This window comes from Haladaptatus sp. SPP-AMP-3 (genome assembly GCF_049568665.1).
Lineage (GTDB): Archaea > Halobacteriota > Halobacteria > Halobacteriales > Haladaptataceae > Haladaptatus > Haladaptatus paucihalophilus.
This window is the reverse complement of record NZ_CP145897.1, coordinates 2,676,507-2,698,379: the sequence shown is the minus strand read 5'-3', so window position 1 is coordinate 2,698,379 and position 21,873 is coordinate 2,676,507. Positions and strand designations below refer to the sequence as shown.

Genomic DNA, 21,873 nt, shown 5'->3' with positions numbered 1-21,873 from the left:
AATCCCGTGATATGGAGAGTCTCAACCGGATGGCGCTCGAACTCGTTGACGAGGCCATCGACTTCGCGGACGAACTGAACGTCGCCGCGTACGAACTGGACAACGAGGCAACCGTCCTCGACTTCGGTGTCGAAGCGAACGGCGGAACGGAGGCGGGACTCCTTCTCGCCGAACTCCAGACGGCCGGACTGGCGACGATACAGACCCGAATGGGCGACGTAGCGGGTGCACCGATTCCGCACGTCGAACTCTCGACCGACCACCCAGCGGTCGCCCTGCTCTGTTCGCAGAAGGCGGGCTGGGAACTCGGCGTCGAGGGATTCGAGGGGCTCGGAAGCGGCCCCGCACGCGCGCTGGTCGCCGAAGAGGACGAATACCGCCGCGTCGGCTACACGGACGCGTTCGACTTCGCCGTTCTCGCCGTCGAATCCGACACGCTCCCGACGGAGGACGTCGCGGAGCACGTCGCCGACCTCGCGGAGGTGAAACCGAACTCGGTCTACCTGCCGACGTTCGCAACCGGGAGCGTGGCGGGAAGCGTCACCGTCGCGTCGCGGGCCGCCGAACTCGCCGTCTTCCGCCTGACGGAACTCGGATACGACCCGCTCGACATCCGCTCCGCGATGGGGTCCGCTCCGGTCGCACCCGTCAGCTACGACGAGGCGACGGCCATCGGCCGGACGAACGACGCGCTGGCCTACGGCGGCAAAGTCCACCTCACCGTGGACGAGGAGTTCGACCGCTTCGACGAACTGCCGTCCAGCGCGAGCGAGGAGTACGGCACGACGTTCGAGGCGTTCTTCGACGACGCCGACTGGAACTTCGAGGAAATCCCGGAGAGCGTCTTCGCCCCGGCACAGGTGACGGTGGACGTGGTGAACGGGCCGACGCACGTCCTCGGGGAGACGAACGACGACCTCTTGAAGACCAGTTTCGACCTGTGAAGTTCAAACCCATCCCCGAAGCGCCCGACGGCCTCGACTTCGTGAGCGACGTCCAGCGTGCGGTTCCGCTGATTCCCGGCACGGAAGACGACTGCTGTGCCCGGTTGATGCGACGTATCGGGTTCCAGAGCCGAGACGTCGCGCGAACGTGGCTCACGTTCTTGCGCGCGCTCGAACTGGCAAAGGAGACCGACAGCGGATTCGTCCGTATTCGACGCGACCCGGACGAGGAAGCGCTCGCCGAAACACTCCAAACCCGCGTGTACGGCGTCTCGACCGTTCTCGACGTCCTTCCCGAGGACGAGTGGCTCGAATCCGAAGCCGTCTTCGAGCGGTTCAGCGACGAGATTCCCACGTGGGAGCGGTACAAGGACCCGACGCGGGTGGAGGACGTGTGGCGCGAACGCGTCGGAAACATGCTGGAGTGGGCGGTGCTGTTGGGCCTCGCGGAGCGGTCGGAGGACGGCTATCGACGGACGTGACGGAGAGCGAGGCAGATGTCGTCCTCATACGGGGTCGTACTCCGGTTCGAACAGATACGGTTTCAGCACGCGGCGTTCCGACAGGTCGAAATCGAGTAACCGACGTTCGAAGTCGGTCATGAGTTTCGAGACCACCGCCTGTTTTTCCTCCTAGTCGTCCCCCAGAACGACTGTTTCGAGCCTAGATTCGAACGCCGTCGGCGTCCACGAGAGGGTCGAAAGTTCCGCGCGTCGCCACTTCCGATAGGGCACGAATCGCCCGTCGAGCAGAAACGGGAGCGCCATGTATCCCTCGACCGCCCGGCGGAGGGATAGTTCCGCCGTCAGGAGGTCGTCACGCCGGAACGCCAGCCCGGAATCCAACGGTGCGTTTCCGGTCGCGTGATACCAATAGCTGAAACACTTCTCCTCGCGCACCGTCGCCGGATAGTCGTCGTATCGGCCGAGCAGGTCGGTCACGACACCGGTCGGGTCGGCGAGCACGTCCGCGTTCGCGTGAACGTACAGCGCGGTGTCGTCGTCCCAACCGGCGAGGTCGGAACCGATACGGTCGAGGCTCGTCCAGTCGAGTTCGACGAACACGCCGTCCCGCTCGCGCGTTTCCCCGGTACTCTCGCGGGCCGCAACCGCGTCTGGCGTGGCGACGACGCGGAGTTCGACGTCCGAATGATCGTCCGCGTACCCGAGCGCGACCGAACCGTGGAGCAGGACGCCGAGAACGTCGTCCCCGCGACGATTTCGTCCGCGAGCGTGGTCGCCGCGTCACGAAGATCTGTCATGGAGTGGATTGGTTCCGGTTTAGTATATATAGTCACGGGATGGTGCGTCCGTTTTTATCGACCTCGTGTGTACCTTTCGAGTATGGCAATCGATACGTTGCTCTTCGATTTGGACGACACGCTGTTGGAGTACGAACAGCGCTCGGAGGACGTACTCGCGGCGTCGTTCGATAGTGTCGGTATCGATCCGTTTTTCGATATTCCCGAGTATCACGACCGTTACGACGAGTTTCTCCAAGCGGGACTGGGCGTCGACGAACAGCGGGCCGACTGTTTCGCGGCGATTGCGCGAGACGAGGGATACGACGAGGAAACGGGACGGGCGGTCGCAACCGCGTTCGCCGACGTTCGGGACCACTCTCGGGTACGGTACCTACCGGGGGCTTCGGAGACGCTCGAAGCGTTCACTGGGGAGTACACACTGGGAATCGTGACGAACGGGGCACCCGAAATGCAACGGGCGAAAATGGCCGCACTCGGTATCGAACGGTACGTAGAGACGGTCGTGTTTGCGGGTCACGACACGCCCGCGAAACCGAACCCGGAACCGTTCGAACACGCGCTTTCCGAACTCGATACCGCTCCCGAACGAGCCTTGCACGTCGGAAACTCGCTCGATACCGACGTCCCCGGCGCGAAAGCCGCGGGACTCGGCGCGGTGTGGGCTCCGGCCGACCCGAACGTGACGCCCGAACCGGTCCCTGATTTCGCGTTCGAGTCACTGTGTCCACTCGCGGAACGGCCGTGGCGGACGCCGTAGATACGGACGGCAACACGACCCGATTCGGGAGTCTCCGCCGGAATTATAGACGGTTTCTCGGTTCGGCTCGTAACGTGGTATCGAGTGGTTTCTTCGCCATCTATCGACCGTTCCGTGACCGAGCCGTTTTCACGGAGTCCGACTCCGCGGACCGAGCGTCATCCTCCCCCCAGTTATCGTATTCCGAGAGAAGACGAGATGTCTTACCGGGGAGCCCTCATCGATTTACTGCACTTCATAGGTCAAAACCGCAAAAATATCACCGTATTTTTCTACGTTCGTCAGCTTCAAGGGCGGGTCGGTAATCCTGCGCGGCAGTAGTGGTGCACCCGAACCGAGCGTGACGGGGGCAACGGTGAGAATGATTTCATCGAGAAGACCGTTCTCGTGGAACTGTCCTACGAGGTCACCGCCACCGACGAGCCAGACGTTCTTTCCGGCTGCTTCCGTTACCATATCCGCATGGACGGGCGCGACATCCCCTTGCACGAAGTGAATATTCGCCCCATCAATCTCCGGCAATTCTCGGCTACTAAACACCCAAGTCGGAACCTCGTACGGCCACAGTTCCGGGTCCTCCAGTAGGTTTTCGTGTTCGATGATCCACTCGTAAGTCGTCGAGCCCATGGCCAAGGACCCAACCTGTTCTATGAACCGCGGGTAGTCGTCCTTCGCACCCTCGATCTCATCGATCTCTCCGAACTGGAAGAGCCAGTCGAGCGAACTGTTCTCGTCGGCGAGATACCCGTCGATACTCGTCGACGTGTAGTACTGAGTCTTCATCCTTTCACCCTCGGTTTAAAGACCGTTCCGGCGTATGAAGGCTGCGCTACCAGTGCACCACGCGCTATCTTAAAAACTCCAGAAGATAAGCGATGGGTTCGGTTACTCGTCCGGATTCACGTCGGTCACGGTACCGACGCCCTTGCTCTGTCCTTCGCGGAAGACGAACCGCTGGCCTTCCTCGAGGAGATAGGGGCGGAACTTGAACCGAACCGTCGTCGTTCCCTTGTCGCCGGGGAGGAGGTGGCCGCCCTCGGGTTCGAAGACGGCGGTTTCGCTGATGGTTTCGAGGTGGACGACTGGTTCGTAGCCCGTTCCGATTCGGGTCGGATGGTTGAGCACCATCACCTCGGCTTCGAACTCGCGGACGGGTTCCGGGTCGGAATCCGCCGGGAGCAGGACCATCCCGCGTTCGATTTCCGGTTCCCGGACGCCCTTCAGCGCGATACCGACGATTCGGCCCGCCTTGGCCTCGTCCACGCGGTGGTAGTGCATCTCGATGGAGCGGACTTCGACGGTCCTGAACTGCCCGTCCGACATGGGGCCGAGGAGCAGTTCGTCGCCCGTCTCGACCGACCCGGAGTTGATGGTGCCGCTGGCGACCGCGCCGACGCCGGTCACGCTGTAGCTCCGGTCGATGTACATCGTGAACTCGCCGCTGTCGGCCGTCGTCTTCGGCAACCGCTCGAACATCGTATCGAGCGTGTCGAGGCCGTCCATCGTGACCGCGCTGGTCAGCAGAATCGGGACGACGTTCTCGTCCACTTCCTCGATTGCCACGTCGACGCCGTGGCGTTCGACGCGAAGCGGTACCTTGCCGACCTCACGGAGGAGCTGTTCGACTTCGCGTTCGACCTCCGTGGCCCGCTCCTCGCTCACCGCGTCGGTCTTCGTGATGGCGACGATGGTCGGGAGTTCGGTCGCCAGCAGGATACCCAGATGTTCGCGCGTCGTCTTCGTCGGACCGTCGTCGGCCGCGACGGTCAACAGGCCGTAGTCGAGTTTCTGCCCGACGAGGCCGCGAATCGTGGTTCGGAGCCACGGTTCGTGTCCCACGGTGTCCACGAAGGAGACGAGGCGGTCGCTCTCCTCGACCACCCGCGCACGGTCGGACTTTCGATGCGGATTGTCCATGCGGACCGGTCCGTCGTCGTCGAAGCCGTACACCGCGTACGAGAGGTCGGCACTGAGACCGCGCTGGACTTCGTGCGGTTGGACGTCGAGATACCCTCGCGTTCCGCCTTCGCCGTCGTCCGCTTGCCCGGTGACGAGGCTACCCACCAGCGTGCTCTTACCGTGGTCCACGTGACCCGCCGTCCCGACGACGATGTGCTCGCTGTCGATGTCGAGGACCGCCCCTTCCCGAATGGTCGCGACGCCGACCAGCCCGCCGCTCCCGTTCCGCGTCGAGGCGCGAATGCTGGTCTCGCTTGCGTCGATACCCCACGTCTGTACGTCCTCGATGTGCGCACCCGCTTCCTCGGCGAGCAGCGACAGCACGTCCATCGATTCGGAAAAGGCGTCCGGGTCGATACCCGCCAAGCCGCCGTCGTCGGTCACTCCGACGACGTACGTCGCCACGCCGTCGCCCGAAAGGACGCGGTGTCGTAGTTGCGCGGCCAGACTTTCCATCCGCCCGTGGGCGAGGTGGATTTCCCTCGTGAGTCGTTCCTTGAACTCCACGCTGCCGCCCTCCTGCTCTCCCCGGTCGAGAGCGCGCTGTAAGGCGGCGCGGTCGGCGCTCATGGACGCGAATTAGGGACGATAGGTCAAAAGGGTTACCCGCGTTACAGGCCGATTTACACCGAATCGATACGATGCACTCGGGAGTTATATTTATGCCTCGACGCTCAGCGTCTCGTCGCGGGTGAACTCGGTTCGAACGTGGCCACGTCGGAGTCGCCCCGTCGTAACGATGGTCGCGTTCGGCGCGTCGGCGTCGATGGAGAAGACGAGCCACACGGACGTCGATTCGCCGCCGTCGAGGACGCTCGGCTGAAAGCCGGTCGTGTTCTTGAGCGGCTGATGGCCGTGAAGCGTGCCGTTCGACCGGAGCGCGAACGCCTGTGGTCGAAGACCCAGCGAATCGCTCCCGGTGTTCGTGACGTTCATCGAAACGAGGAGGAACTTCTTCCCGTCACCTGGTTTATACACGCCGTCGTCGCCGCTTTCCGGGTTCAGCTTCGAGACGCGTTTCGCGTTCCATCGCACGTCGAGCGCTCCCGTCGCGTTGCTCGGGGCGGTAGAGTTCGCGGTGACGTTCCATCCGCCGTTCGTCTGCACCGTACCGCCGGTGCCGAGGATCATCGGCGCGACGACCGTCGCGGCCACGATGGCGAGGATGGCGACGAAGACGACGGCCACCGCTTTCCGCGGAACCTCGTCGGGAAGCGGAACGGATTCCGGAATCGAAATCGGGAGGGAAAAACCGCCTTCGTCGGAGTCCGATTCGTCGTCCCCACCGTCGGCAAACCGTTCTACGAGGTTGTGGAGTTCACGCGCCTCGACGATGGTCCGGAGTTTCTCGCCGTCGACCAACTGCACGGCAGCCTGTGAGCCGAGTTTCTCGGCGTCCTCGCTGAACGTTCCCGGCGTCACCACCGCACCTTCGTTGACGCCGAACTTCTTGCAGATTCCCACGAACTGCTGGAGTTCCTCTCTGCTAACGGCGTCCCCCTTTCCCGGCTTGGTCCAGATGAGCCCTTCCGCGCCGTCGCGTTGGAGGGCGACGAACGACTTTCCGGATTTCTCCGTGACCGTCGTTTGCCAACCCTGTTTCCCCCAGAGGGCGGCGACGAATTCCGGAAATTCGGACTCGGGTATGTGTCGTATCATGGTCTGAAGCGGGACTCCCGGTTTATGCAGGTATGATAAATCATCGTATAAATATTATCGGACACGTCTATCGGCCCCGTCGGAGGACGAGGACGGCCGTCGCCACGAGCGCGACGAGGGCGACGGGAACGCCGAATCCCGGCAGCCCACCCTCGGAAACCGACTGTGCGGTGATGGTCTGTTCGGTCACGACGGAGGGAAGCGACATCGTCGTGGTCGTGGCCGTCGTCGCGTTCGTCGCCGTCGTCGTTGTAGTCGTGTTGGTGGTCGTTACCGTCGTGGTCGTCGTGGTCGTCGTAGTCGTCGTGGTTGTCGTCGTCGGCTTGGCCGACGCGACGACGGCGGGGACGGTCATGTCTTGGTCGCGGAGTTCGACGTGAAACGACGTTCCCGGTTCGACGCCGCCGAAATCGAACGCCGCACCGAACGTCCGGTCTTGTGTCACCGTCGGCGTCTTCGGCCGGAAGAACGACCCGGACCCCTCCTTGTACGCGGTCACGTTGACCGACGTTCCCGGCGCGAGATTGGTCGTTCCACCGATCGTGGTGTGTCTCCCGACGATAAGCACGTCACCGGAGTAATCGAGCGAGACGCGGCGTTTCTCGACGGAGACGTTCGTGGTCGCTCGCTCCGGTTTGGAAACTAACGCGTTTTCCTCGCCGATTTCGAACGTCACTTCGTACCTGTCTCCCGCCTCGATTCCCTGGTCGTCGGTGTCGACGACCAGATAGAGCACGTCGTTTTCATCGTCCGTCATCAGCCGCGTCGCCGTATCGCCGTCGAACTCGTTCGGGACGGTGTTCCGCTCGGCGTTCATTTCACGGAAATGGATGCTGACGTTCTCACCGCTTCCGTCGAGCATCGACTTTTCCAGGAATCCGGACAGGCCGGACGCGTTGAGCGCGAGCACGAGTTTGTCACCCTCCGCTATCGTCCCGTTTTCCGCCGGTGACGCCGCTTTGGACAGCTCTTTCGGGGTTTCGAACGTCGAAACGTCGGTCGCCGCCGGGAGGACGAACGTGCGCATGTCGCCGGTCGAACGCTTTTCCACCGTGAACGAACTGATGTCCTGCGTGACGCCGTTTACCGTGACGTTCATGTTGTAGACGCCGGGTTGCAGCGGACCCGCTGCCGGAGCGACCTTCGGTGACCCCTTGATACCACCCTTTTCGAGCGAGATAACCTCGTTCGGGTCGTCGGCCCGATAGGTGTTGAGGTCGAGCGCCGTGGTCCCCCCGGTCACGTTGACTCGAACCCAAAATCCGTGTCCCGGTGACCAGATGTTGACGGTCGCCGATTTTGAGGTGTGAACGGTTATCGGAATCACATCTCCCCGATTGTCCGAGGGCGTATCCGACGAGAAGGTGGCGCTCTGGCTGCTCGCACCGACGGACAGAATGGGACCGACGGCGAGCGAACAGAGGAGGACCGTGACGGCCAGCAGCGAAACGACTCTGGAGGCACGCATCAGCTGACAACCTCACGACAAAATATGGAAGACCCGGTGTGAGGAGCGAATTTCCGGCACATCTGGGCCCTGATGGCCGGTGTCGTTAGTGTCGGCATGGTTTAGTACGAGATGTGTTATGAACCATCCGTAATAAATTCGTCCGTCAGTACCGCGGCTGATAATCAGCGGTCGTTCCGAACCCGTTCGTACGCCCGGTTGACACGCTTGAACGCCTCCTCGTTCCCGTCCGCCCGGTCGGGATGGACGCGCTTTACCTTCTCGCGGTACGCCTGCCGGACCGCATCCTCGTCGGCGTCCGCATCGACGCCGAGGATTCGGTAGGCTTCCGTCGGACTCGGACCGGACGACCCGTCGACGGTAGTGCGCCCGCCCGCCGCTCGACCGCCGGTTCGTCCGCGGCCCTGTCCGGTCGTTCCCCGTCGTCCCGCGGCTTGCCAGCGACCCTGCTCGCGCGCATACTGTCGCGCCTGCTCGCGTGCCGCGCCAGGAGACGGTCCGAAGCCGCGCCCCGATTCTCGGTACGCCTCCCGTTCGACCTTCTTGGCGAGTCGCCCCGTAGCGTGATACCAGAGGATGCCGGTCGTGATGGCGAACGGGACGGCGAAGATGACGAGAACCAGATTGTACGCGAATCCCAACGAAACCATCGAAACCGTAATCCCGGCGAAGATGGCGGCGATGCCGAGCAAGAGACGCGACCTGTGCACGGTTTCGCTACGGGTGGATGGGTGTTAAGCCTCTCGCCACCGCGGGGTTTCCGGGAGGACCCGAAACGACTCGTTTTCGCTACTTCGAGAACTGGTGGTAGTAGACGATGGCGTCGCACGTCCCACCGGTGAACAGGTCGACGACGCGCTCCTCGATTCGTTCGAAGCCGTTGGCCTCGAAGAACGCGCGTCCGGGTTCGTTTTCGGCGAAGATGGGGGCCGACAACTGCGTGAACCCGCGGTCGCTCACGCGGTCCTCTATCGCGGTGAGGAGGTCGCTTCCCACGCCCGCTCGCCACTCGTCGGGGGCGACGTAGATGCTCCGTATCTCGCTTTCCCCGACGCGTTCGGGGTCGATGTCGGTGGTGGCGTACGCGAACCCGACCAGTTCACTATCCGCGGCGGAAACGAGGACTATCGCATCGTCGGCGTTGAGTTGTGCTTCGAGTCTGTCGGAACCGTACCACTCCTCGAATGCGACCTCCTGTTCCCGTTCGGAGAGGAAGCCGTAGGTGTCGTCCCACGCCGAACGAACGATACGACGGATGTCGTCCACGTCGTCCACCGTCGCCGGTCTGATGTCCATATGAACTGAACACCCACGACGAATAAAATGGTTGCTGGCCGGTTCGACGGGACGCCCGTGGATTCCGTCGAGTAGCGCCGGTCGTCCGTCCGAATGGGCAACTGTTAGGGGATGGAACGACAACCGCCGAAACATGACCGATGCAGACGACCTCGCGGAGCAGGTACTGGCGGGAGACCTGCGCCTGCACGAACTCGAAGACCACGCGGACCACGACACGGCGGCGGCGGCGCGCCGGAAACTCCTCGAATCGGAAACCGACGCGACGCTCGAAACGACCGGGGAGTACGCCTTCCCCGCCGAGAACGCCGAGAACAACATCGAGAACATGGTCGGCGCGATTCAGGTACCGCTGGGCGTGGCGGGGCCGGTTTCCGTCAGCGGCGGGTCGGCTGACGGCGAGTACTACCTGCCGCTCGCCACGACGGAGGGGGCGCTCCTCGCCAGCGTCAATCGCGGCTGTTCCGTCATCGACTCCGCGGACGGTGCGGACGCTCGCGTCACGAAGAACGGGATGACCCGCGCACCCGTCTTCCGCGTGCAGGGAATCACGGAGGCCGAGGAGGTCGTGAACTGGGTTCGAGACAACCGTGACGCGCTCGCCGAGACCGCCGAATCCACGACCAACCACGGGGAACTGCTGGACGTGACGACCTACGTCGTCGGCGACTCCGTGTTCCTCCGGTTCGTCTACGACACCAAGGACGCGATGGGGATGAACATGGCGACCATCGCCACCCGCGAAGCGGCCTCGCTTGTGGAAGAAGAGACGCCCGCGAGCCTCGTCGCGCTCTCGGGCAACCTCTGTACCGACAAGAAACCGTCCGCCATCAACGCCGTCGAGGGACGCGGTCGGAGTGTGACCGCGGACGTTCACATCCCGCGCGAAACCGTCGAGGAGCGCCTTCACACGACGCCGGAGGCCATCGAAGAGGCGAACACGCGGAAGAACCTCGTGGGGAGCGCGAAGGCCGGAAGCCTCGGGTTCAACGCCCACGCGGCGAACGTCGTCGCCGCCGCCTTCCTCGCGACCGGACAGGACGCCGCACAGGTGGTCGAGGGGAGCAACGCCATCACAACCGTCGAGGCGCGCGAAGACGAACTGTACGCGAGCGTCAGCATCGCCAGCCTCGAAGTCGGCACCGTCGGCGGCGGCACGAAGCTGCCCACGCAAGCGGAAGCGCTCGACGTGTTGGGGCTCCGCGGCGGCGGCGACCCCGCCGGGAACAACGCCGACGCGCTCGCGGAGATAATCACGGTCGGCGCGTTGGCGGGCGAACTCTCCCTCCTCGCCGCCCTCGCGTCCCGGCACCTCTCCAGCGCGCACGAGGAACTGGGTCGGTAGACCGTCCTCGGCTGCATACCGGCGAACTGCTTTCGGGTCGTAAAACCAAACTGTTTTTGCGAGAAATTTATTATCCTGGACGACGACTATTTGTTGGCACTCGCGAGGACGTCCTCGCGGCGTGCCACCCAATGGTGACTCCCGATGGCAACATCAACCCCCGACGGGGACGCACCGATAACGGAATCCCGAGCGTATTACGTCCTTCAGTTTCTGAAGCTGTTGCTCACCGTCGTCACGTTGCTCGTCGCCGTCTGGAAGGCGTTGAACGGTGCGCTCCCCTGAGTCGGGACCGTCCCCCCCGACTTTCGGACCCGAAACCGGCTGTGGGTTCAAACGCGACGGTAGCGTCCTTGACTCTCGCTGACCTCGCCGCGCCGAGCGAGTTTGTCGAGTGCCCGCTCCACGTAGTCGCTCGAAACCCCGCGCTCGTCCGCGTATCCGACCATTTCCTCTTCGGTCGGCCTGTCGAGGGTCGCGAGCGCGTCCAGAACCACCTGTTTTTTGCTTTTGCTGGCGCTCTGGTGTGAATCTCGGTTCGCGGCCGCGCTGACCGCCTCGGTATCGACCCCGGAGCGATCGAGGAACTCGTCGTCGTCCATTCCGGCCGAATCGGCTTGCGAATCCATCTCCGCGAACGAGTCGAGTTCGGCGAACGCCTCGCCGTGGCCCTGCCGGTTGGCGAGCATGGACGCGCGCAGCTCGCGGGCGTGGTCCTCGTCGTCCGTCTCGACGAACTTCTTCAGCTTCTCGAACGTTCGGTGTTTCCCACAGCGCGGACACCGCGTCGTTTCGGGCCGTCCGTCGACGATCCACAGGTTGCTACAGCCGTTACACCCCACGACGCTGTACATACCGTTTCGTTCCGCGCCCTCCCTGTTCAACCCTCCGCTCGTGTCAGCGCCCCTATTCGCCGAGCAGTTCGTAGTAGAGCACGCCGAGCACAGTCCGACCGTCGTACACGCCGTCGTCGGCGATTTCCTCGCGGAGGCCGTCGAAGGTCGTCGTCGTCGGTCGGATGGTCTCGTTGTGGTCCAACTCCTGCTCGCCCGTCGGCACGCAGTCGTACGCGACGAAGTAGTGATGCACGCTGTCCGCGAACCCGTTCGCCGGTTCGACCGTCGTGAGGTGGCTGACCCGCGCCGCCTCGTAGCCAGTCTCCTCGACGAGTTCGCGCCGGGCCGCGGCCGCGAGGTCGTCGTCGACCGGTTCGACGCCGCCGACCGGCAGTCCCCGCGAAACCCGCGACACCGCCTGTCGCCACTCCTCGATGATGACGACATCGCCGTCCTCGGTGAAGGGGAGGACGACCACGCTCTCCGGTTCCGTGATGTAATCGAAGTCGGTTTCGGTGCCGTCCGGCAGTCGAACGTCTTCGTTACGAACGTCGAATCCCGGACACGAGTAAGCGACGCCTGATTCGAGCGTCTCCCACGCGAGGGAGTCCTTCTGGGGAGCCATACCGGAGTTGTTTCGAGCGACGGCAAAGGCACTTCGGTTTTCGAACATCAACGTATTGCAAAGTGTCCTGTGGTGTCATGGTACGCGCTCGTTAAGCCGCCGTTGCCATCGTATCCCGCAGAGAACGGTTGTCGTGTTTTATTCGATTCGGCGTCGAATTCTTTCGGGGATTCATGAATTTCGAGCGGGTCAGCAGACGTGGGGTGCTCGCGGCGACGGCCGGAGTGGTCGGGACGGCGGGAACGGTTCGGACGACATCCTCGGCCGAAGCGGAGGGAATGGACGGGAACCAAAACGGGACTGTCAGCCACATCGTCGTTTTCGGGGGGAGTCCGAACGACGTCATCGAATACGGACTCACGGTGAGCGGTCGGCTACAAAAGAGCGGGCGGAGCGGCGGTGCACCCATCGCCGACCGCTACGTCACCGTCGACCGGGAGGACGCCATCTCGAATCGGGGACAGCACGCCAACGGTGCCGTCGCGGGCGGCGGCGACGCGTATCGCTTCACCGGGCGCATCACCCGATTTCGAGTCTCCCTCTCGGCCGCCCGGCAGAACGATGTCTCGGTTTATCTCGACGGTCGGCGAGTTCGGCCGGACGAACTCGGCGATGCGCCCGCCGCCAAGACGCCGGTCGAGTTTTTGGACTGCAACACCGCGCGGGTGACCGGGACGTTCCGGGGGGTTCGGATGCACACCAGCTTCTGGGACGAGGCGGGACTCGGCACGAACTGGTTGTTCCCGGGTCCAATCAGCGGAACCGCCGTCCTGCATCCGGCGGCGGCACACGACTCCTATCCGTTCGCCATCGACTCGGTGAGCCTCGACGCCCGAAAACTGGAGACGCCGGGGCAACCGGCGACGTTCACCGCGGACAATCCGTACGCGGGACCGTGGTGTCGGGAGACGGGAGCACCGAACGGGAAACTACCGAACCACCTCGTCATCTTCGGCGGGGCTCCGGGCAACGTCGTTCGCTACCGGTTCACCGTGAGCGGTCGGCTACAAAAGAGAGGGCGGAGCGACGGTGCGCCCATCGCCGACCGCTACGTCACCATCGACCGGGAAGACGAACTGTCAGGGAAACGCGCCCGCGGAGCGGTCGCGGGCGGCGGCGACGCCTACCGATTCTCCGGGGACATCACCGCGTTCGAAATCGACGGCGACGCGACCGTCTACCTCAACGGGCGGCGAGTGAACCCGGACGAACTCAGCGGGGAGAACGACGGGACCGGCGGCGACGAGACGGGGGGTGACGAAATGGACGACAAGAACGGAAAATCGTCGAAGCGCATCGAATTCCTCGGTTGCGAACGGGGGGTGGTGACGGGCGACTTCGAACGGGTGACTATCGATACGTCGTGGTACGGGCCGGGCGGGTTCGCCACCTCGTACAACGAAATCGGTCCGGTGAGCGGCCGGACGCAAATCGACAGGTCGAACGTCGGCGACATCGGGGAATCCGGGTTCGTCATCGTCACCATCGCCGCCTACGAGTCGGGGAGCGCCGAGCCGACGATATCGAAGCGCAACCCGAACACGGAAGCGTGCAATCGGAAAATTCGTCCGACGACGGAAACGACGGGTCAGACGACCGAGACCGAAACACAGGGGAGAACGACGCGGGAACCGGAGACCAGCGGGAAGACGTCCGAACCGACGACGGCGCAACGGGAAGAGACGACTGACGATGCATCCCGTACGTCACAAGAACCGAGCACACCGGAGGAGAGCACGGCGAACGACACCCCAGCCGAAGCGACTGACACCGGGGGTGGAACGTCGAGCGAGAGCGGAGGAGGGACGAGCGAGGCGGACAGTAGCGGAGGAACAGGAGAGAGCGAAGCGAGCGGAACGAGCAGCGGAGCGAGCGGCAACGAAAGCGAGTAAAACGGGTCGTTCTCGGAAGGGGAAACGAATCGAACTCAGACCGAATCCGTCACCCCGCCATCGACGCGGATGTTCTGCCCGGTGACGTAGCTCGCCGACGGCGAGACGAGGTAGGCGACGGTGTCCGCGATTTCCGACGTGGCCGCGGGACGGTCCATCGGAATCGCCGCCCGCGTCTCGTCGTCCACTTCGTAGCTGTCCACGAAGCCCGGAAGCACCGCGTTCATGCGGATACCGTCCGCGGCGTAGCGGTCGGCGTACAGTTTCGTGAAACTGCCGAGTCCGGCGCGAAGGACGGAAGAGACCGGGAACTCGTGGCTCGGTTCGAACGCCGAGAAGGTGGAGATGTTGACGATGGACCCCTGCCCTCGCTCCTGCATGACCGGCGTGACGAGCCTCGCGGTTCGAACCGCGTTCAGGAGCACGAGGTCGAGTCCGGCGTGCCACTCCTCGTCGGAGATGTCGAGCAGGTCGCCCGTCGCGGGGTGGCCGGTGTTGTTCACGAGCGCGTCGATGCGTCCGTATCGCTCCGTCGCCGCCTCGACCAGCGCGGCGAGGTCGTCGGTGTTCGTCACGGAGCCTTCGAACCCAACTCCGCCGAGGTCCTCGGCGACATCGACCGCGGCACCGGATTTCGAGAGCAGGACGGGCGTGTAGCCGTCGTCGGCGAGTCGTCGTGCGCACGCTTCGCCGATGCCGCGCCCGGCGGCGGTCACGATTGCCACTTTTTCGGAGGTCATAGTCGATACTCACCGGCGACGGATTTGTGCGTTGGGGAAGCGGTTTAAAAAGAAGCGTGGCGAGAACCGTTAGAGGGTGACTTTCGAGAGGTCGGCTTCCAGTTCGTCCACGTGGTCGTTGAACGCCTCGACGAACCCCCGGAAGTCGTCGGCGAGTTCGCGCACGTCGGGCGCTGACGGCGGTTCGTACTGCGAGACGAGGTACGTGCCGCCCTGTCCGCCGACGCGGAGGTAGGACGCCCTGCTCTCCTCGCGTTTCAACTCCCAGCGCTTGCCGTTGACCCTGGCCGTGAACGTGCCGTAATCGACGCCATCGTAGCGGTGCAGTTCGCCCGCCATCACGTCCGACACCTCCCGAATCCGACCGACGACGCGGTTTCTCTCGGAGACGACGGTATCGGTCGATTCGACCGCCGGGAAGTCCGTCGATACGTCGTCCAGAACGCCCTCCTTCGATTCGACGTGCGCGTTGTACGCCGCGACGAACGCGTCGTAATCCCGCATCGCCGCCGCGAGGTCGTCCGGGTCCGGCGGTTGCTTGGCCGAGACGACGTACGTCTCGCCGCCCGCCTTCCCTTCGAAGCGAAGGTACTGGATGTTCCCGGCCTCGTACTTGAGCGTCCACTCCCCGGCGTTCGTGTTGAACGTCTCCTGCCCGTAATCACCGCCCTGCAACAGCGCGAGTTCGCGCGCGATGGTCCCCGCATGGTCCGTGACCGCCGCGACAACTTCGTCCCGCTGTCCGGCGATGTCCTCGGTTTCGGCAACCCCGAAGTCGATTCCCTCGGTCATGTCGATGGGAGTAGGGGTGGGGGAGGGTTAACCGTGGTGACTCGGTGGTTCGAACCGCGCCGCTCGTCGGTATCGGTCGACGACCTGTGGGTACGAACGAATATAAATCAGAACAGTTACCGTGAGAAACGACGAACGGTCGTGTCCATGCCATCCGACGAGAAACCCGTCGCGGAGGACGCGTACGACGAACTGGCGGAGGCGTATCTGGAACACGAAGACGACCCATACTGCACGGATTTGGAATTCCCCGCGATGGTGAACCTCGTTCCGGACGTGGACGGAAAACGAATCCTCGATGCGGGGTGCGGTTGCGGTCGGTACACCGAGTGGTTGCTCGACAACGGAGCGGACGTCGTTGCCGTCGATACGAGCGAAAACATGGTCGAACAAACGAGAGAACGAGTCGGCGACCGAGCGACCGTTGTCCAAGCGGACATGGAACGGTCGCTCGACATCGCAGACGACAATGCGTTCGACGGTATCGTCAGTGGTCTTTCTCTCCATTACGTGGCGGACTGGCGGCAACCGTTCACGGAGTTTTCCCGCCTCCTCCGACCGGGAGGGTTCCTCGCGTTTTCGGCCCATCATCCGCTCGACGACTACCTCGCGTACGACGTGAACTACTTTGAAACCGAACGAGAGCGAATGACGTGGACGGCTTCCGGTACGGATATCGACGTCCCGTTCTACCACCGACCGTTCTCGGAGATCATCAACCCGCTCGTCGAAACCGGTTTTCAACTGGATGAACTGGTCGAACCCACACCGACGGCGACGTTCGAGGAGAAAAAGCCGGAATCGTACGAGAAGCGGCTGAAGCGACCGACATTCGTGTGTATTCGAGCATCGAAACGGTAGAACACGGTTTAGCGCGAATTCGTGTGTAAGCGCATGCAAAACGCTCCGCTCGTCGGGGTTGAGTGTGGGGATAAGAATGGGCCGGCGCGAATTCGAACCGGGCAAGACGTTCCGGGTCGCTCACTTCCGTTCGCTTCCCGGGCGTGCGTCTCGCTTGCTCGAATTCTTGCGGCGGCCGTCTTTCCCGCATTCGAAACGTCTCGCTGTCGCTCGACGGTTTGAGAATGCGGGAAAGGTAGCGGACCGGCGCGAATTCGAATCGCCGCGGAGCAAGCTCCGCGAGCACCCGCTCGCTTCGCTCGCGGGAACGCGGTTACGGCCACCCGAAAGAAGTCATTCGAAAAATACAGAGATGCGGGAAAGGTAGTGGGCCGGCGCGAATTCGAATCGCGGTTACGGCCACCCGAAGGCCGAAGGATACCAGGCTACCCCACCGGCCCGCGATTGAAAGATGGAGACACCTCCCTTTAACGGTTGCGAAACGGGGGCGTCAATACTCGGTGTAGCCGTCCGTATCGAGGTAGTTGTGAGCAACCGTCATCGCGTGGTTGCCGTGGAGGAGCGCCGGGCCGAGTCGAACCCGCTCGTCGGACGCCTCGGCCAGCAGATCGGCCTCCTCGTCGGTGAAGTCGCCGTGGTCGGAGAGGACGAACAGCGGGTCTTCCGGTGGTTCGAGGTCCACCACGGGGGTTCCGTCCTCGTGGAGTTCGACGACGGTCGCCCGCCGACTCGCCTCGTCGAGGACGGTCTCGAAGTCGCGCTTCGAGACGAACACGCCGGGCGTGCTTTCGGCCTCCATGTGCCCGATGGCTTCGGACTTCGCCTCCAGCGCCGTGCGGACGAGCGCCGCGGTGCTTCGCTCGTCGGGGTTGAGACGGCGGAGTTCGCTCCCCTCGAACCGAATCGTCAGTTCGTCCTGCATGACCAGAAAGAGGCGCACGTCGCTTCGGAAATCGTGCGAGAGGAAGAAGGCGCTGTTGACGCACCGACAGAGGGCGTCGAGTCGCCCCGCCGCGCCCGCCAAGTCGTCCAGCGAGAAGTCGGGTGTCGTCGGGGCATCGTGACCGAGAACGATGAACTGTCGCATACTCCCACTCGTTTCGGGGTGCGTAAGTCGCTTCTGAACGTCGGCGGAGGAAATCGCACCGATGCCAGCCCGCTCGCACCGTCGGGGTGGTCCACGCCGGCCCCAGCGTTTACCTGTTAGATTCCCTTGGTATCTACGCCGCCGTTTTCGAGGAAACCATGACAGAGGAATCACGATACACGCGACGGGGCTACCTCGCGGCCGCGTGCGGGGTCGTCGGTGCGGGCCTCGCATCGACGGGGGTATCGGCACGAACGACCAGCGACACGGCACAGAACAGGACGACGCGACAGATGGTCGCGCGCGAATCGAAGTTATTCGAGAACAACTACGTCGGACAGTTCGTCATCGTCGCGGACGTGAAAACGAAGCGGGCGAGTCCGAATGCGGTCACGACCTGCGAGTTCCCGAACTGGAGCGCGAACGAAACCTGGGTGTACAACGGCGTCTTCGTCGACAACATCGGTAAGGAGAGCACGTCACAGCAGTCGGTTCGGACGGACCTCTACATGGACGGGTCGAAGGGGGAGATAGAGATCGGACAGCCCTTCATCATCAACGACATGGACCTCTGTCCGGACGGATACGTCGGACTCGAAGCGCAGTCGGTCCCGACGTACGCCGCAAACGGCCAGCCGGTCGGACCGACGGTCGCCGAGTCTGACGACGAGAGCGACGGCTCGGGCGGGTCGAACGGGTCCGACGAATCGTAGGGACCGCGGATATCCGTAGTGACAGCGACGGGAAGCCGGGGGTCGGTGAGAGATACCGCTTCCCTCTATTCGCCTTCGCCGAAGTGCTCGTAGGCCCAGCCGCCCGTGGCGCTGAGGCGTTTCATGTACGCGATGAAAAAGAGGAGGATGACGTCGCTCCACGAGAGCGACGCGACGTCGGTGACGTTCTTGTAGAATCGAATCGGATGAGGGGGAAGGTAGTTTCGCGGATTGAGAACGCTCGGTTTCTGTACCCGACTGGGGTGATAGCGCTGCATCTGCGCTCGGCCGCGGCCGTGACGGAAGTGCTTTTTCAGAAGCGCGGGGAGCGACGAACGGGCGGGGTGATACATCGTGATGGCGGGCTGGTAGTGCTGGTCGAAACCGGCGTCGTACACCCGGTTGCCGAACTCCTGGTCCTCGCCGGAGAACAGTCGGTCGTCGAAGTTCCCCACCTCGTCGAACACCTCGCTACGGACGAAGAGACAGCCGGTTCCCGAGAAGTGCTGTTCCTCGATGTACTTCTGGATGGGAAAGCCGAATATCTGGTTGTACGTCGCGGTGAGGGTGTCCTTGTCCTCTTCAACGTATATCTCGACGTTACACCCCATATAGTTCCAGTCGTTGGATTTCATCGACTGAACCGCGTGTTCGAGCCACGTCTCCTCGACGGTCATGTCGGCGTCGATGAACCCCAGAATCGTGCCGTTCGCCTCGGCGACCCCCTTGTTCCGGGCCGCGGCGGGACCCTGTATCTCGTCCTCGACCAACAGCCGCACGCGGTCGGGATACTCCTCGCAGTAGGTCCCGATGACGTCCCGCGTCTCGTCGGTCGAGCCGTTGTCCACGGCCAACACTTCGTAGTCCGTCTCCGGGTACGTCTGGTCGAGAACGGAGTCGAGAGTCATCCGAATGCCCCGTGGGTCGTTGTAGACAGGAATGATAACGGAGACAGACGGCGGCTCGAAAGGCATATCGTCACACTGCGTCACCACGCATATAGCCCCTTCGATTCCTCGTACACCGAACGTACACGCCTTGACAAATGTGTTTGCAACACTCTTGCCCTTGAGAGAACGTTCATCGTGATGGATATATACCAGCCTAGGAGTATTGTCGGACCTGACACGACGACGGGTTCGGGTTCGAGACGTCCGGTATCCACCCGCTCGAATCGGAAACCGGTTTACCGCGTGACTCCCACGGGTGAGACATGGACGTACTTTCGGCGGCGCGGCGGGTCATCGCGGAGGACCCGGTGTGCGACGCCTGTCTGGGTCGGCAGTTCGCGGACCGGAGTTTCGGGTTGACGAACGACGAACGGGGGCGCTCCCTCCGGGTCGCGGTCGCCTTGGAAGACGACGAGGATTTCGAGGACCCCGACGAGGAGTGTTGGGTCTGTGAGGGCCTCACCGACGACTACGACGACTACGCCGAGCAGGTCGCCGAGGCGCTTTCTGACGTCGGATTCGAGACGTACCAAGTCGGCACGCGAGCACCGCCGCTGGTCGAGGAGAACGAGCGCCTGCTCCGCGAGTTGGCCGAACTCCCCGAGGATACGGGCGAACTGTTCAAGTCAGAGTTCAACCGCGAGGTCGGCAAACGCGTCGGACGGCTCACCGACACGGAAGTCGATTTCGAACGCCCGGACGTGCTCGCGCTGCTCAACCTCGAACGCGGCGACGTGGACGTGCAGGTGAACCCGGCGTTCGTCTTCGGGCGCTACCGCAAACTGGAGCGGGATATCCCCCAGACGAAGTGGCCCTGCCGGGAGTGCGGCGGATCGGGCAAGCAACTCGCCGAGGGCGGCGGCGAGGAGCCGTGTGACTACTGCGGCGGCAGCGGCTTCCTCTACGACGAGAGTGTCGAACAGCTCACCACCCCGCCGGTCCTCGACGCGATGGAGGGGACGGAAGCCATCTTCCACGGCGCGGGCCGGGAGGACGTGGACGCGCTGATGCTCGGGACGGGTCGCCCGTTCGCCATCGAGGTGAAAAGACCGCGGCGACGGAACCCGGACACGGACGAACTCGAACGCGAAATCAACGAGTTCGCGGACGGAAAGGCGGAAGTCGAGGGGCTTCGCCTCGCCACGCACGACATGGTGGAGCGCGTGAAGGAACTCGACGCCAGCAAGACCTACCGCGCGCAGGTCGAGTTCGACGAACCAGTCACCGAGTCGGCCCTCGCGGAGGCGATGGCGGAACTCGACGGCGCGACCGTCGAGCAGTTCACCCCGAACCGTGTGGACCACCGCCGCGCCAGCCTCACCCGCGTCCGCGAGGTGTACGACATCGACGGCCATCTCGACGACGAGCGCCACGGCGAAGTCGAGATTCACGGACAGGGCGGCCTGTACATCAAGGAACTCGTCAGCGGCGACGAGGGACGAACCGAACCGAGTTTGGCCGGTCTCCTCGGCGTCGGCGCGAACGTGACCGCGCTGGACGTCGTTGCGGTGGAAGGCGAGGACGAACCCTTCGACCACGACGATTTCCTGCACGAATAACGGCGGGTCCGCGGTTCCGGCGACCGAATTTTTCACCCTTCGACCCACCAAACCAATAGAATTAACTCCCCGCCGTTTGATATGTCGCATGAAGCAAATCGGGGTATCCGCCGAAAGGCCAGTGCAGGAACACTGACCCCGTTTGCTTCGCCAGCTACGAAGCATGTCCGACAACGAACCTTCTTCGGAAAAGCGTATCGCCATCAAACAGGTCGGCCTCCGGTTCCGCGGCATCGACGCCGACGACGTTGACGAGGAGCTTCTCGGCTCGATTCACGCCGTCCTCGACGAGCAGGGGTTGCCCGTCAGCAGCATCTCCGTCGAACCGCGAAAGCCGTTCGTTCCGCGGCAGTCGGGACCGCATCGGCCCTGAACGGGAGCCGAACCGCATTTTTTGTCGCTCGTTCCGCACCGTCGGCGCGGCCGCTCCACGTCGTTCCGTCCCCGAGTAGTAACGACCATGTGACCCGACGACGAGCATCCGAGCGTGTTCGGGGTAGACGAAGCGGGACGCGGGCCGGTGTTGGGGTCGATGTTCGCCGCGGCGGTGGCCATCGACGACCCCGACGACCTGCCGGACGGCATCGACGACTCGAAGAACCTCTCGCCGGAGCGCCGGGAGGAACTGGCGGCGGCGCTCCGGGCGGACGAGGCCGTCGCGGTCGGCGTCGCGGAAATCACGACGACGCGAATCGACGACCCGGAGACGGACATGAACACGCTGACCGTCGCGGCCCACGGGGAGGCCATCTCCCGAATCGTCTCCGGCGGCGAGCGGGGCATCGTGGACGCCTGTGACACCAGCGAATCGCGGTTCGCTCGGCGGGTCGCGGCGGCAGTCGGTTCCGAGATTACGGTCGAGGCGGAGCACGGGGCGGACGAGACCCACGCCATCGTCGGCGCGGCGAGCATCGTCGCCAAGGTCGAACGGGACGCCCACGTCGCCCGCCTCGCCGAACGACACGGCGGGGTCGGCAGCGGCTATCCGAGCGACCCAAACACCCGCGAGTTCCTCCGCGAGTACGTCGAAACGCACGGCGAACTCCCGGCGTGTGCCCGCGCGTCGTGGCAGACCAGCAAGGACGCGCTGGCCGCCCGCGAGCAGGCGGGACTCGACCAGTTCTGA

General features: G+C 63.6%; 24 protein-coding genes and 1 tRNA gene. 11 read left to right on the top strand and 14 right to left on the bottom strand.

The features are described from left to right. The first annotated feature begins 11 nt into the window (after nucleotides 1–11). Nucleotides 12–944: a methenyltetrahydromethanopterin cyclohydrolase gene (mch, locus tag V5735_RS14745; RefSeq protein WP_423744204.1), complete on the top strand. Its 933-nt coding sequence runs from the start codon at nucleotides 12–14 to the stop codon at nucleotides 942–944. Further along, nucleotides 941–1,426, top strand: a complete 486-nt coding sequence (locus tag V5735_RS14740; RefSeq protein ID WP_423744203.1) for a hypothetical protein — start codon at nucleotides 941–943, stop codon at nucleotides 1,424–1,426. Before mch ends, V5735_RS14740 begins: the two co-directional genes overlap by 4 nt. Before the next feature lie 150 nt (nucleotides 1,427–1,576). On the opposite strand, the gene V5735_RS14735 is transcribed toward V5735_RS14740, so the two are convergent. After that, the gene (locus V5735_RS14735; RefSeq protein WP_423744202.1) at nucleotides 1,577–2,008 is read right to left on the bottom strand and encodes a DUF4037 domain-containing protein; all 432 of its coding nucleotides are present in this window, start codon (nucleotides 2,006–2,008) and stop codon (nucleotides 1,577–1,579) included. Nucleotides 2,009–2,287: 279 nt separating this feature from the next. Between V5735_RS14735 and V5735_RS14730 the strand changes: the two genes are divergently transcribed. Next, a complete protein-coding gene (locus V5735_RS14730) occupies nucleotides 2,288–2,965 on the top strand; it encodes an HAD family hydrolase (RefSeq protein WP_423744201.1) in 678 nt (225 codons plus the stop codon). Between the two features lie 225 nt (nucleotides 2,966–3,190). On the opposite strand, the gene V5735_RS14725 is transcribed toward V5735_RS14730, so the two are convergent. From V5735_RS14725 to V5735_RS14700, 6 genes are all read right to left on the bottom strand, one after another. Continuing rightward, nucleotides 3,191–3,748: a dihydrofolate reductase family protein gene (locus tag V5735_RS14725; RefSeq protein ID WP_423744200.1), complete on the bottom strand. Its 558-nt coding sequence runs from the start codon at nucleotides 3,746–3,748 to the stop codon at nucleotides 3,191–3,193. Between the two features lie 102 nt (nucleotides 3,749–3,850). Beyond that, on the bottom strand, nucleotides 3,851–5,494 hold the full coding sequence (locus tag V5735_RS14720) for a GTPBP1 family GTP-binding protein (RefSeq protein WP_423744199.1): 1,644 nt from the start codon (nucleotides 5,492–5,494) through the stop codon (nucleotides 3,851–3,853). A 90-nt stretch (nucleotides 5,495–5,584) separates the two neighbouring features. Continuing rightward, nucleotides 5,585–6,583, bottom strand: coding sequence for a restriction endonuclease (locus V5735_RS14715; RefSeq protein WP_423744198.1), 999 nt, complete (start codon nucleotides 6,581–6,583; stop codon nucleotides 5,585–5,587). A gap of 67 nt (nucleotides 6,584–6,650) precedes the next feature. Continuing rightward, nucleotides 6,651–8,051 (bottom strand): BGTF surface domain-containing protein, encoded by a 1,401-nt coding sequence (locus tag V5735_RS14710; RefSeq protein WP_423744197.1) that lies wholly within the window; start codon nucleotides 8,049–8,051, stop codon nucleotides 6,651–6,653. 164 nt (nucleotides 8,052–8,215) lie between these two features. Next, complete coding sequence (locus V5735_RS14705) at nucleotides 8,216–8,761, bottom strand: DnaJ domain-containing protein (RefSeq protein WP_423744196.1); 546 nt, start codon at nucleotides 8,759–8,761, stop codon at nucleotides 8,216–8,218. Between the two features lie 79 nt (nucleotides 8,762–8,840). Beyond that, nucleotides 8,841–9,347, bottom strand: a complete 507-nt coding sequence (locus tag V5735_RS14700; protein WP_423744195.1) for an N-acetyltransferase family protein — start codon at nucleotides 9,345–9,347, stop codon at nucleotides 8,841–8,843. Between the two features lie 133 nt (nucleotides 9,348–9,480). Between V5735_RS14700 and hmgA the strand changes: the two genes are divergently transcribed. Both hmgA and V5735_RS14690 read left to right on the top strand, forming a co-directional pair. Then, the gene (hmgA, locus tag V5735_RS14695; protein ID WP_423744194.1) at nucleotides 9,481–10,692 is read left to right on the top strand and encodes a hydroxymethylglutaryl-CoA reductase (NADPH); all 1,212 of its coding nucleotides are present in this window, start codon (nucleotides 9,481–9,483) and stop codon (nucleotides 10,690–10,692) included. 144 nt (nucleotides 10,693–10,836) lie between these two features. Then, a complete protein-coding gene (locus V5735_RS14690; protein WP_423744193.1) occupies nucleotides 10,837–10,977 on the top strand; it encodes a hypothetical protein in 141 nt (46 codons plus the stop codon). Between the two features lie 47 nt (nucleotides 10,978–11,024). On the opposite strand, the gene V5735_RS14685 is transcribed toward V5735_RS14690, so the two are convergent. Both V5735_RS14685 and V5735_RS14680 read right to left on the bottom strand, forming a co-directional pair. Continuing rightward, complete coding sequence (locus tag V5735_RS14685; protein ID WP_423744192.1) at nucleotides 11,025–11,546, bottom strand: DUF5817 domain-containing protein; 522 nt, start codon at nucleotides 11,544–11,546, stop codon at nucleotides 11,025–11,027. Between the two features lie 52 nt (nucleotides 11,547–11,598). Then, nucleotides 11,599–12,153: an NUDIX hydrolase gene (locus tag V5735_RS14680; protein WP_423744191.1), complete on the bottom strand. Its 555-nt coding sequence runs from the start codon at nucleotides 12,151–12,153 to the stop codon at nucleotides 11,599–11,601. A 173-nt stretch (nucleotides 12,154–12,326) separates the two neighbouring features. Here V5735_RS14680 and V5735_RS14675 point away from each other — a divergent pair, with 173 nt between their 5' ends. After that, entirely contained in the window at nucleotides 12,327–14,045 is a 1,719-nt protein-coding gene (locus V5735_RS14675) for a hypothetical protein (protein ID WP_423744190.1), read from the top strand. A 35-nt stretch (nucleotides 14,046–14,080) separates the two neighbouring features. On the opposite strand, the gene V5735_RS14670 is transcribed toward V5735_RS14675, so the two are convergent. Further along, a complete protein-coding gene (locus tag V5735_RS14670) occupies nucleotides 14,081–14,785 on the bottom strand; it encodes an SDR family oxidoreductase (RefSeq protein WP_423744189.1) in 705 nt (234 codons plus the stop codon). Between the two features lie 69 nt (nucleotides 14,786–14,854). Further along, nucleotides 14,855–15,577 (bottom strand): hypothetical protein, encoded by a 723-nt coding sequence (locus V5735_RS14665; protein ID WP_423744188.1) that lies wholly within the window; start codon nucleotides 15,575–15,577, stop codon nucleotides 14,855–14,857. Nucleotides 15,578–15,724: 147 nt separating this feature from the next. Between V5735_RS14665 and V5735_RS14660 the strand changes: the two genes are divergently transcribed. Then, nucleotides 15,725–16,438 (top strand): class I SAM-dependent methyltransferase, encoded by a 714-nt coding sequence (locus V5735_RS14660; RefSeq protein ID WP_423744187.1) that lies wholly within the window; start codon nucleotides 15,725–15,727, stop codon nucleotides 16,436–16,438. Between the two features lie 367 nt (nucleotides 16,439–16,805). Here the strand turns inward: V5735_RS14660 and V5735_RS14655 are convergent. Then, nucleotides 16,806–16,878 (bottom strand) — tRNA-Pro (locus V5735_RS14655). Nucleotides 16,879–16,928: 50 nt separating this feature from the next. Then, a complete protein-coding gene (gene trmY / locus V5735_RS14650; protein ID WP_423744186.1) occupies nucleotides 16,929–17,525 on the bottom strand; it encodes a tRNA (pseudouridine(54)-N(1))-methyltransferase TrmY in 597 nt (198 codons plus the stop codon). 158 nt (nucleotides 17,526–17,683) lie between these two features. Between trmY and V5735_RS14645 the strand changes: the two genes are divergently transcribed. After that, nucleotides 17,684–18,238, top strand: coding sequence for a hypothetical protein (locus V5735_RS14645; RefSeq protein ID WP_423744185.1), 555 nt, complete (start codon nucleotides 17,684–17,686; stop codon nucleotides 18,236–18,238). Nucleotides 18,239–18,303: 65 nt separating this feature from the next. Here the strand turns inward: V5735_RS14645 and V5735_RS14640 are convergent, their stop codons facing one another. Then, nucleotides 18,304–19,146 (bottom strand): glycosyltransferase, encoded by an 843-nt coding sequence (locus tag V5735_RS14640; protein ID WP_423744184.1) that lies wholly within the window; start codon nucleotides 19,144–19,146, stop codon nucleotides 18,304–18,306. A 305-nt stretch (nucleotides 19,147–19,451) separates the two neighbouring features. Here V5735_RS14640 and V5735_RS14635 point away from each other — a divergent pair, with 305 nt between their 5' ends. The 3 genes from V5735_RS14635 to rnhB all read left to right on the top strand — a co-directional run bounded on the left by V5735_RS14635 (nucleotide 19,452) and on the right by rnhB (nucleotide 21,873). Beyond that, nucleotides 19,452–20,747 carry a tRNA pseudouridine(54/55) synthase Pus10 gene (locus tag V5735_RS14635; protein ID WP_423744183.1) on the top strand — a complete coding sequence of 432 codons (1,296 nt, stop codon included), beginning with the start codon at nucleotides 19,452–19,454 and terminating at the stop codon, nucleotides 20,745–20,747. A gap of 163 nt (nucleotides 20,748–20,910) precedes the next feature. Continuing rightward, nucleotides 20,911–21,120 (top strand): hypothetical protein, encoded by a 210-nt coding sequence (locus tag V5735_RS14630; RefSeq protein ID WP_423744182.1) that lies wholly within the window; start codon nucleotides 20,911–20,913, stop codon nucleotides 21,118–21,120. Between the two features lie 159 nt (nucleotides 21,121–21,279). Next, nucleotides 21,280–21,873, top strand: a complete 594-nt coding sequence (gene rnhB / locus V5735_RS14625; RefSeq protein WP_423746035.1) for a ribonuclease HII — start codon at nucleotides 21,280–21,282, stop codon at nucleotides 21,871–21,873.

Excerpts from the sequence above, each read along its gene's own strand:
- V5735_RS14725 (WP_423744200.1), bottom strand. The coding sequence starts at position 3,748 with ATGAAGACTCAGTACTACACGTCGACGAGTATCGACGGGTATCTCGCC.
- V5735_RS14675 (WP_423744190.1), top strand. The coding sequence starts at position 12,327 with ATGAATTTCGAGCGGGTCAGCAGACGTGGGGTGCTCGCGGCGACGGCC.
- V5735_RS14645 (WP_423744185.1), top strand. The coding sequence starts at position 17,684 with ATGACAGAGGAATCACGATACACGCGACGGGGCTACCTCGCGGCCGCG.
- V5735_RS14690 (WP_423744193.1), top strand. The coding sequence starts at position 10,837 with ATGGCAACATCAACCCCCGACGGGGACGCACCGATAACGGAATCCCGA.
- V5735_RS14715 (WP_423744198.1), bottom strand. The coding sequence starts at position 6,583 with ATGATACGACACATACCCGAGTCCGAATTTCCGGAATTCGTCGCCGCC.
- rnhB (WP_423746035.1), top strand. The coding sequence starts at position 21,280 with ATGTTCGCCGCGGCGGTGGCCATCGACGACCCCGACGACCTGCCGGAC.
- mch (WP_423744204.1), top strand. The coding sequence starts at position 12 with ATGGAGAGTCTCAACCGGATGGCGCTCGAACTCGTTGACGAGGCCATC.
- V5735_RS14630 (WP_423744182.1), top strand. The coding sequence starts at position 20,911 with ATGTCCGACAACGAACCTTCTTCGGAAAAGCGTATCGCCATCAAACAG.
- hmgA (WP_423744194.1), top strand. The coding sequence starts at position 9,481 with ATGACCGATGCAGACGACCTCGCGGAGCAGGTACTGGCGGGAGACCTG.
- V5735_RS14670 (WP_423744189.1), bottom strand. The coding sequence starts at position 14,785 with ATGACCTCCGAAAAAGTGGCAATCGTGACCGCCGCCGGGCGCGGCATC.
- V5735_RS14680 (WP_423744191.1), bottom strand. The coding sequence starts at position 12,153 with ATGGCTCCCCAGAAGGACTCCCTCGCGTGGGAGACGCTCGAATCAGGC.
- V5735_RS14640 (WP_423744184.1), bottom strand. The coding sequence starts at position 19,146 with ATGACTCTCGACTCCGTTCTCGACCAGACGTACCCGGAGACGGACTAC.
- V5735_RS14665 (WP_423744188.1), bottom strand. The coding sequence starts at position 15,577 with ATGACCGAGGGAATCGACTTCGGGGTTGCCGAAACCGAGGACATCGCC.
- V5735_RS14685 (WP_423744192.1), bottom strand. The coding sequence starts at position 11,546 with ATGTACAGCGTCGTGGGGTGTAACGGCTGTAGCAACCTGTGGATCGTC.
- V5735_RS14635 (WP_423744183.1), top strand. The coding sequence starts at position 19,452 with ATGGACGTACTTTCGGCGGCGCGGCGGGTCATCGCGGAGGACCCGGTG.
- V5735_RS14660 (WP_423744187.1), top strand. The coding sequence starts at position 15,725 with ATGCCATCCGACGAGAAACCCGTCGCGGAGGACGCGTACGACGAACTG.
- trmY (WP_423744186.1), bottom strand. The coding sequence starts at position 17,525 with ATGCGACAGTTCATCGTTCTCGGTCACGATGCCCCGACGACACCCGAC.
- V5735_RS14720 (WP_423744199.1), bottom strand. The coding sequence starts at position 5,494 with ATGAGCGCCGACCGCGCCGCCTTACAGCGCGCTCTCGACCGGGGAGAG.
- V5735_RS14710 (WP_423744197.1), bottom strand. The coding sequence starts at position 8,051 with ATGCGTGCCTCCAGAGTCGTTTCGCTGCTGGCCGTCACGGTCCTCCTC.
- V5735_RS14730 (WP_423744201.1), top strand. The coding sequence starts at position 2,288 with ATGGCAATCGATACGTTGCTCTTCGATTTGGACGACACGCTGTTGGAG.
- V5735_RS14700 (WP_423744195.1), bottom strand. The coding sequence starts at position 9,347 with ATGGACATCAGACCGGCGACGGTGGACGACGTGGACGACATCCGTCGT.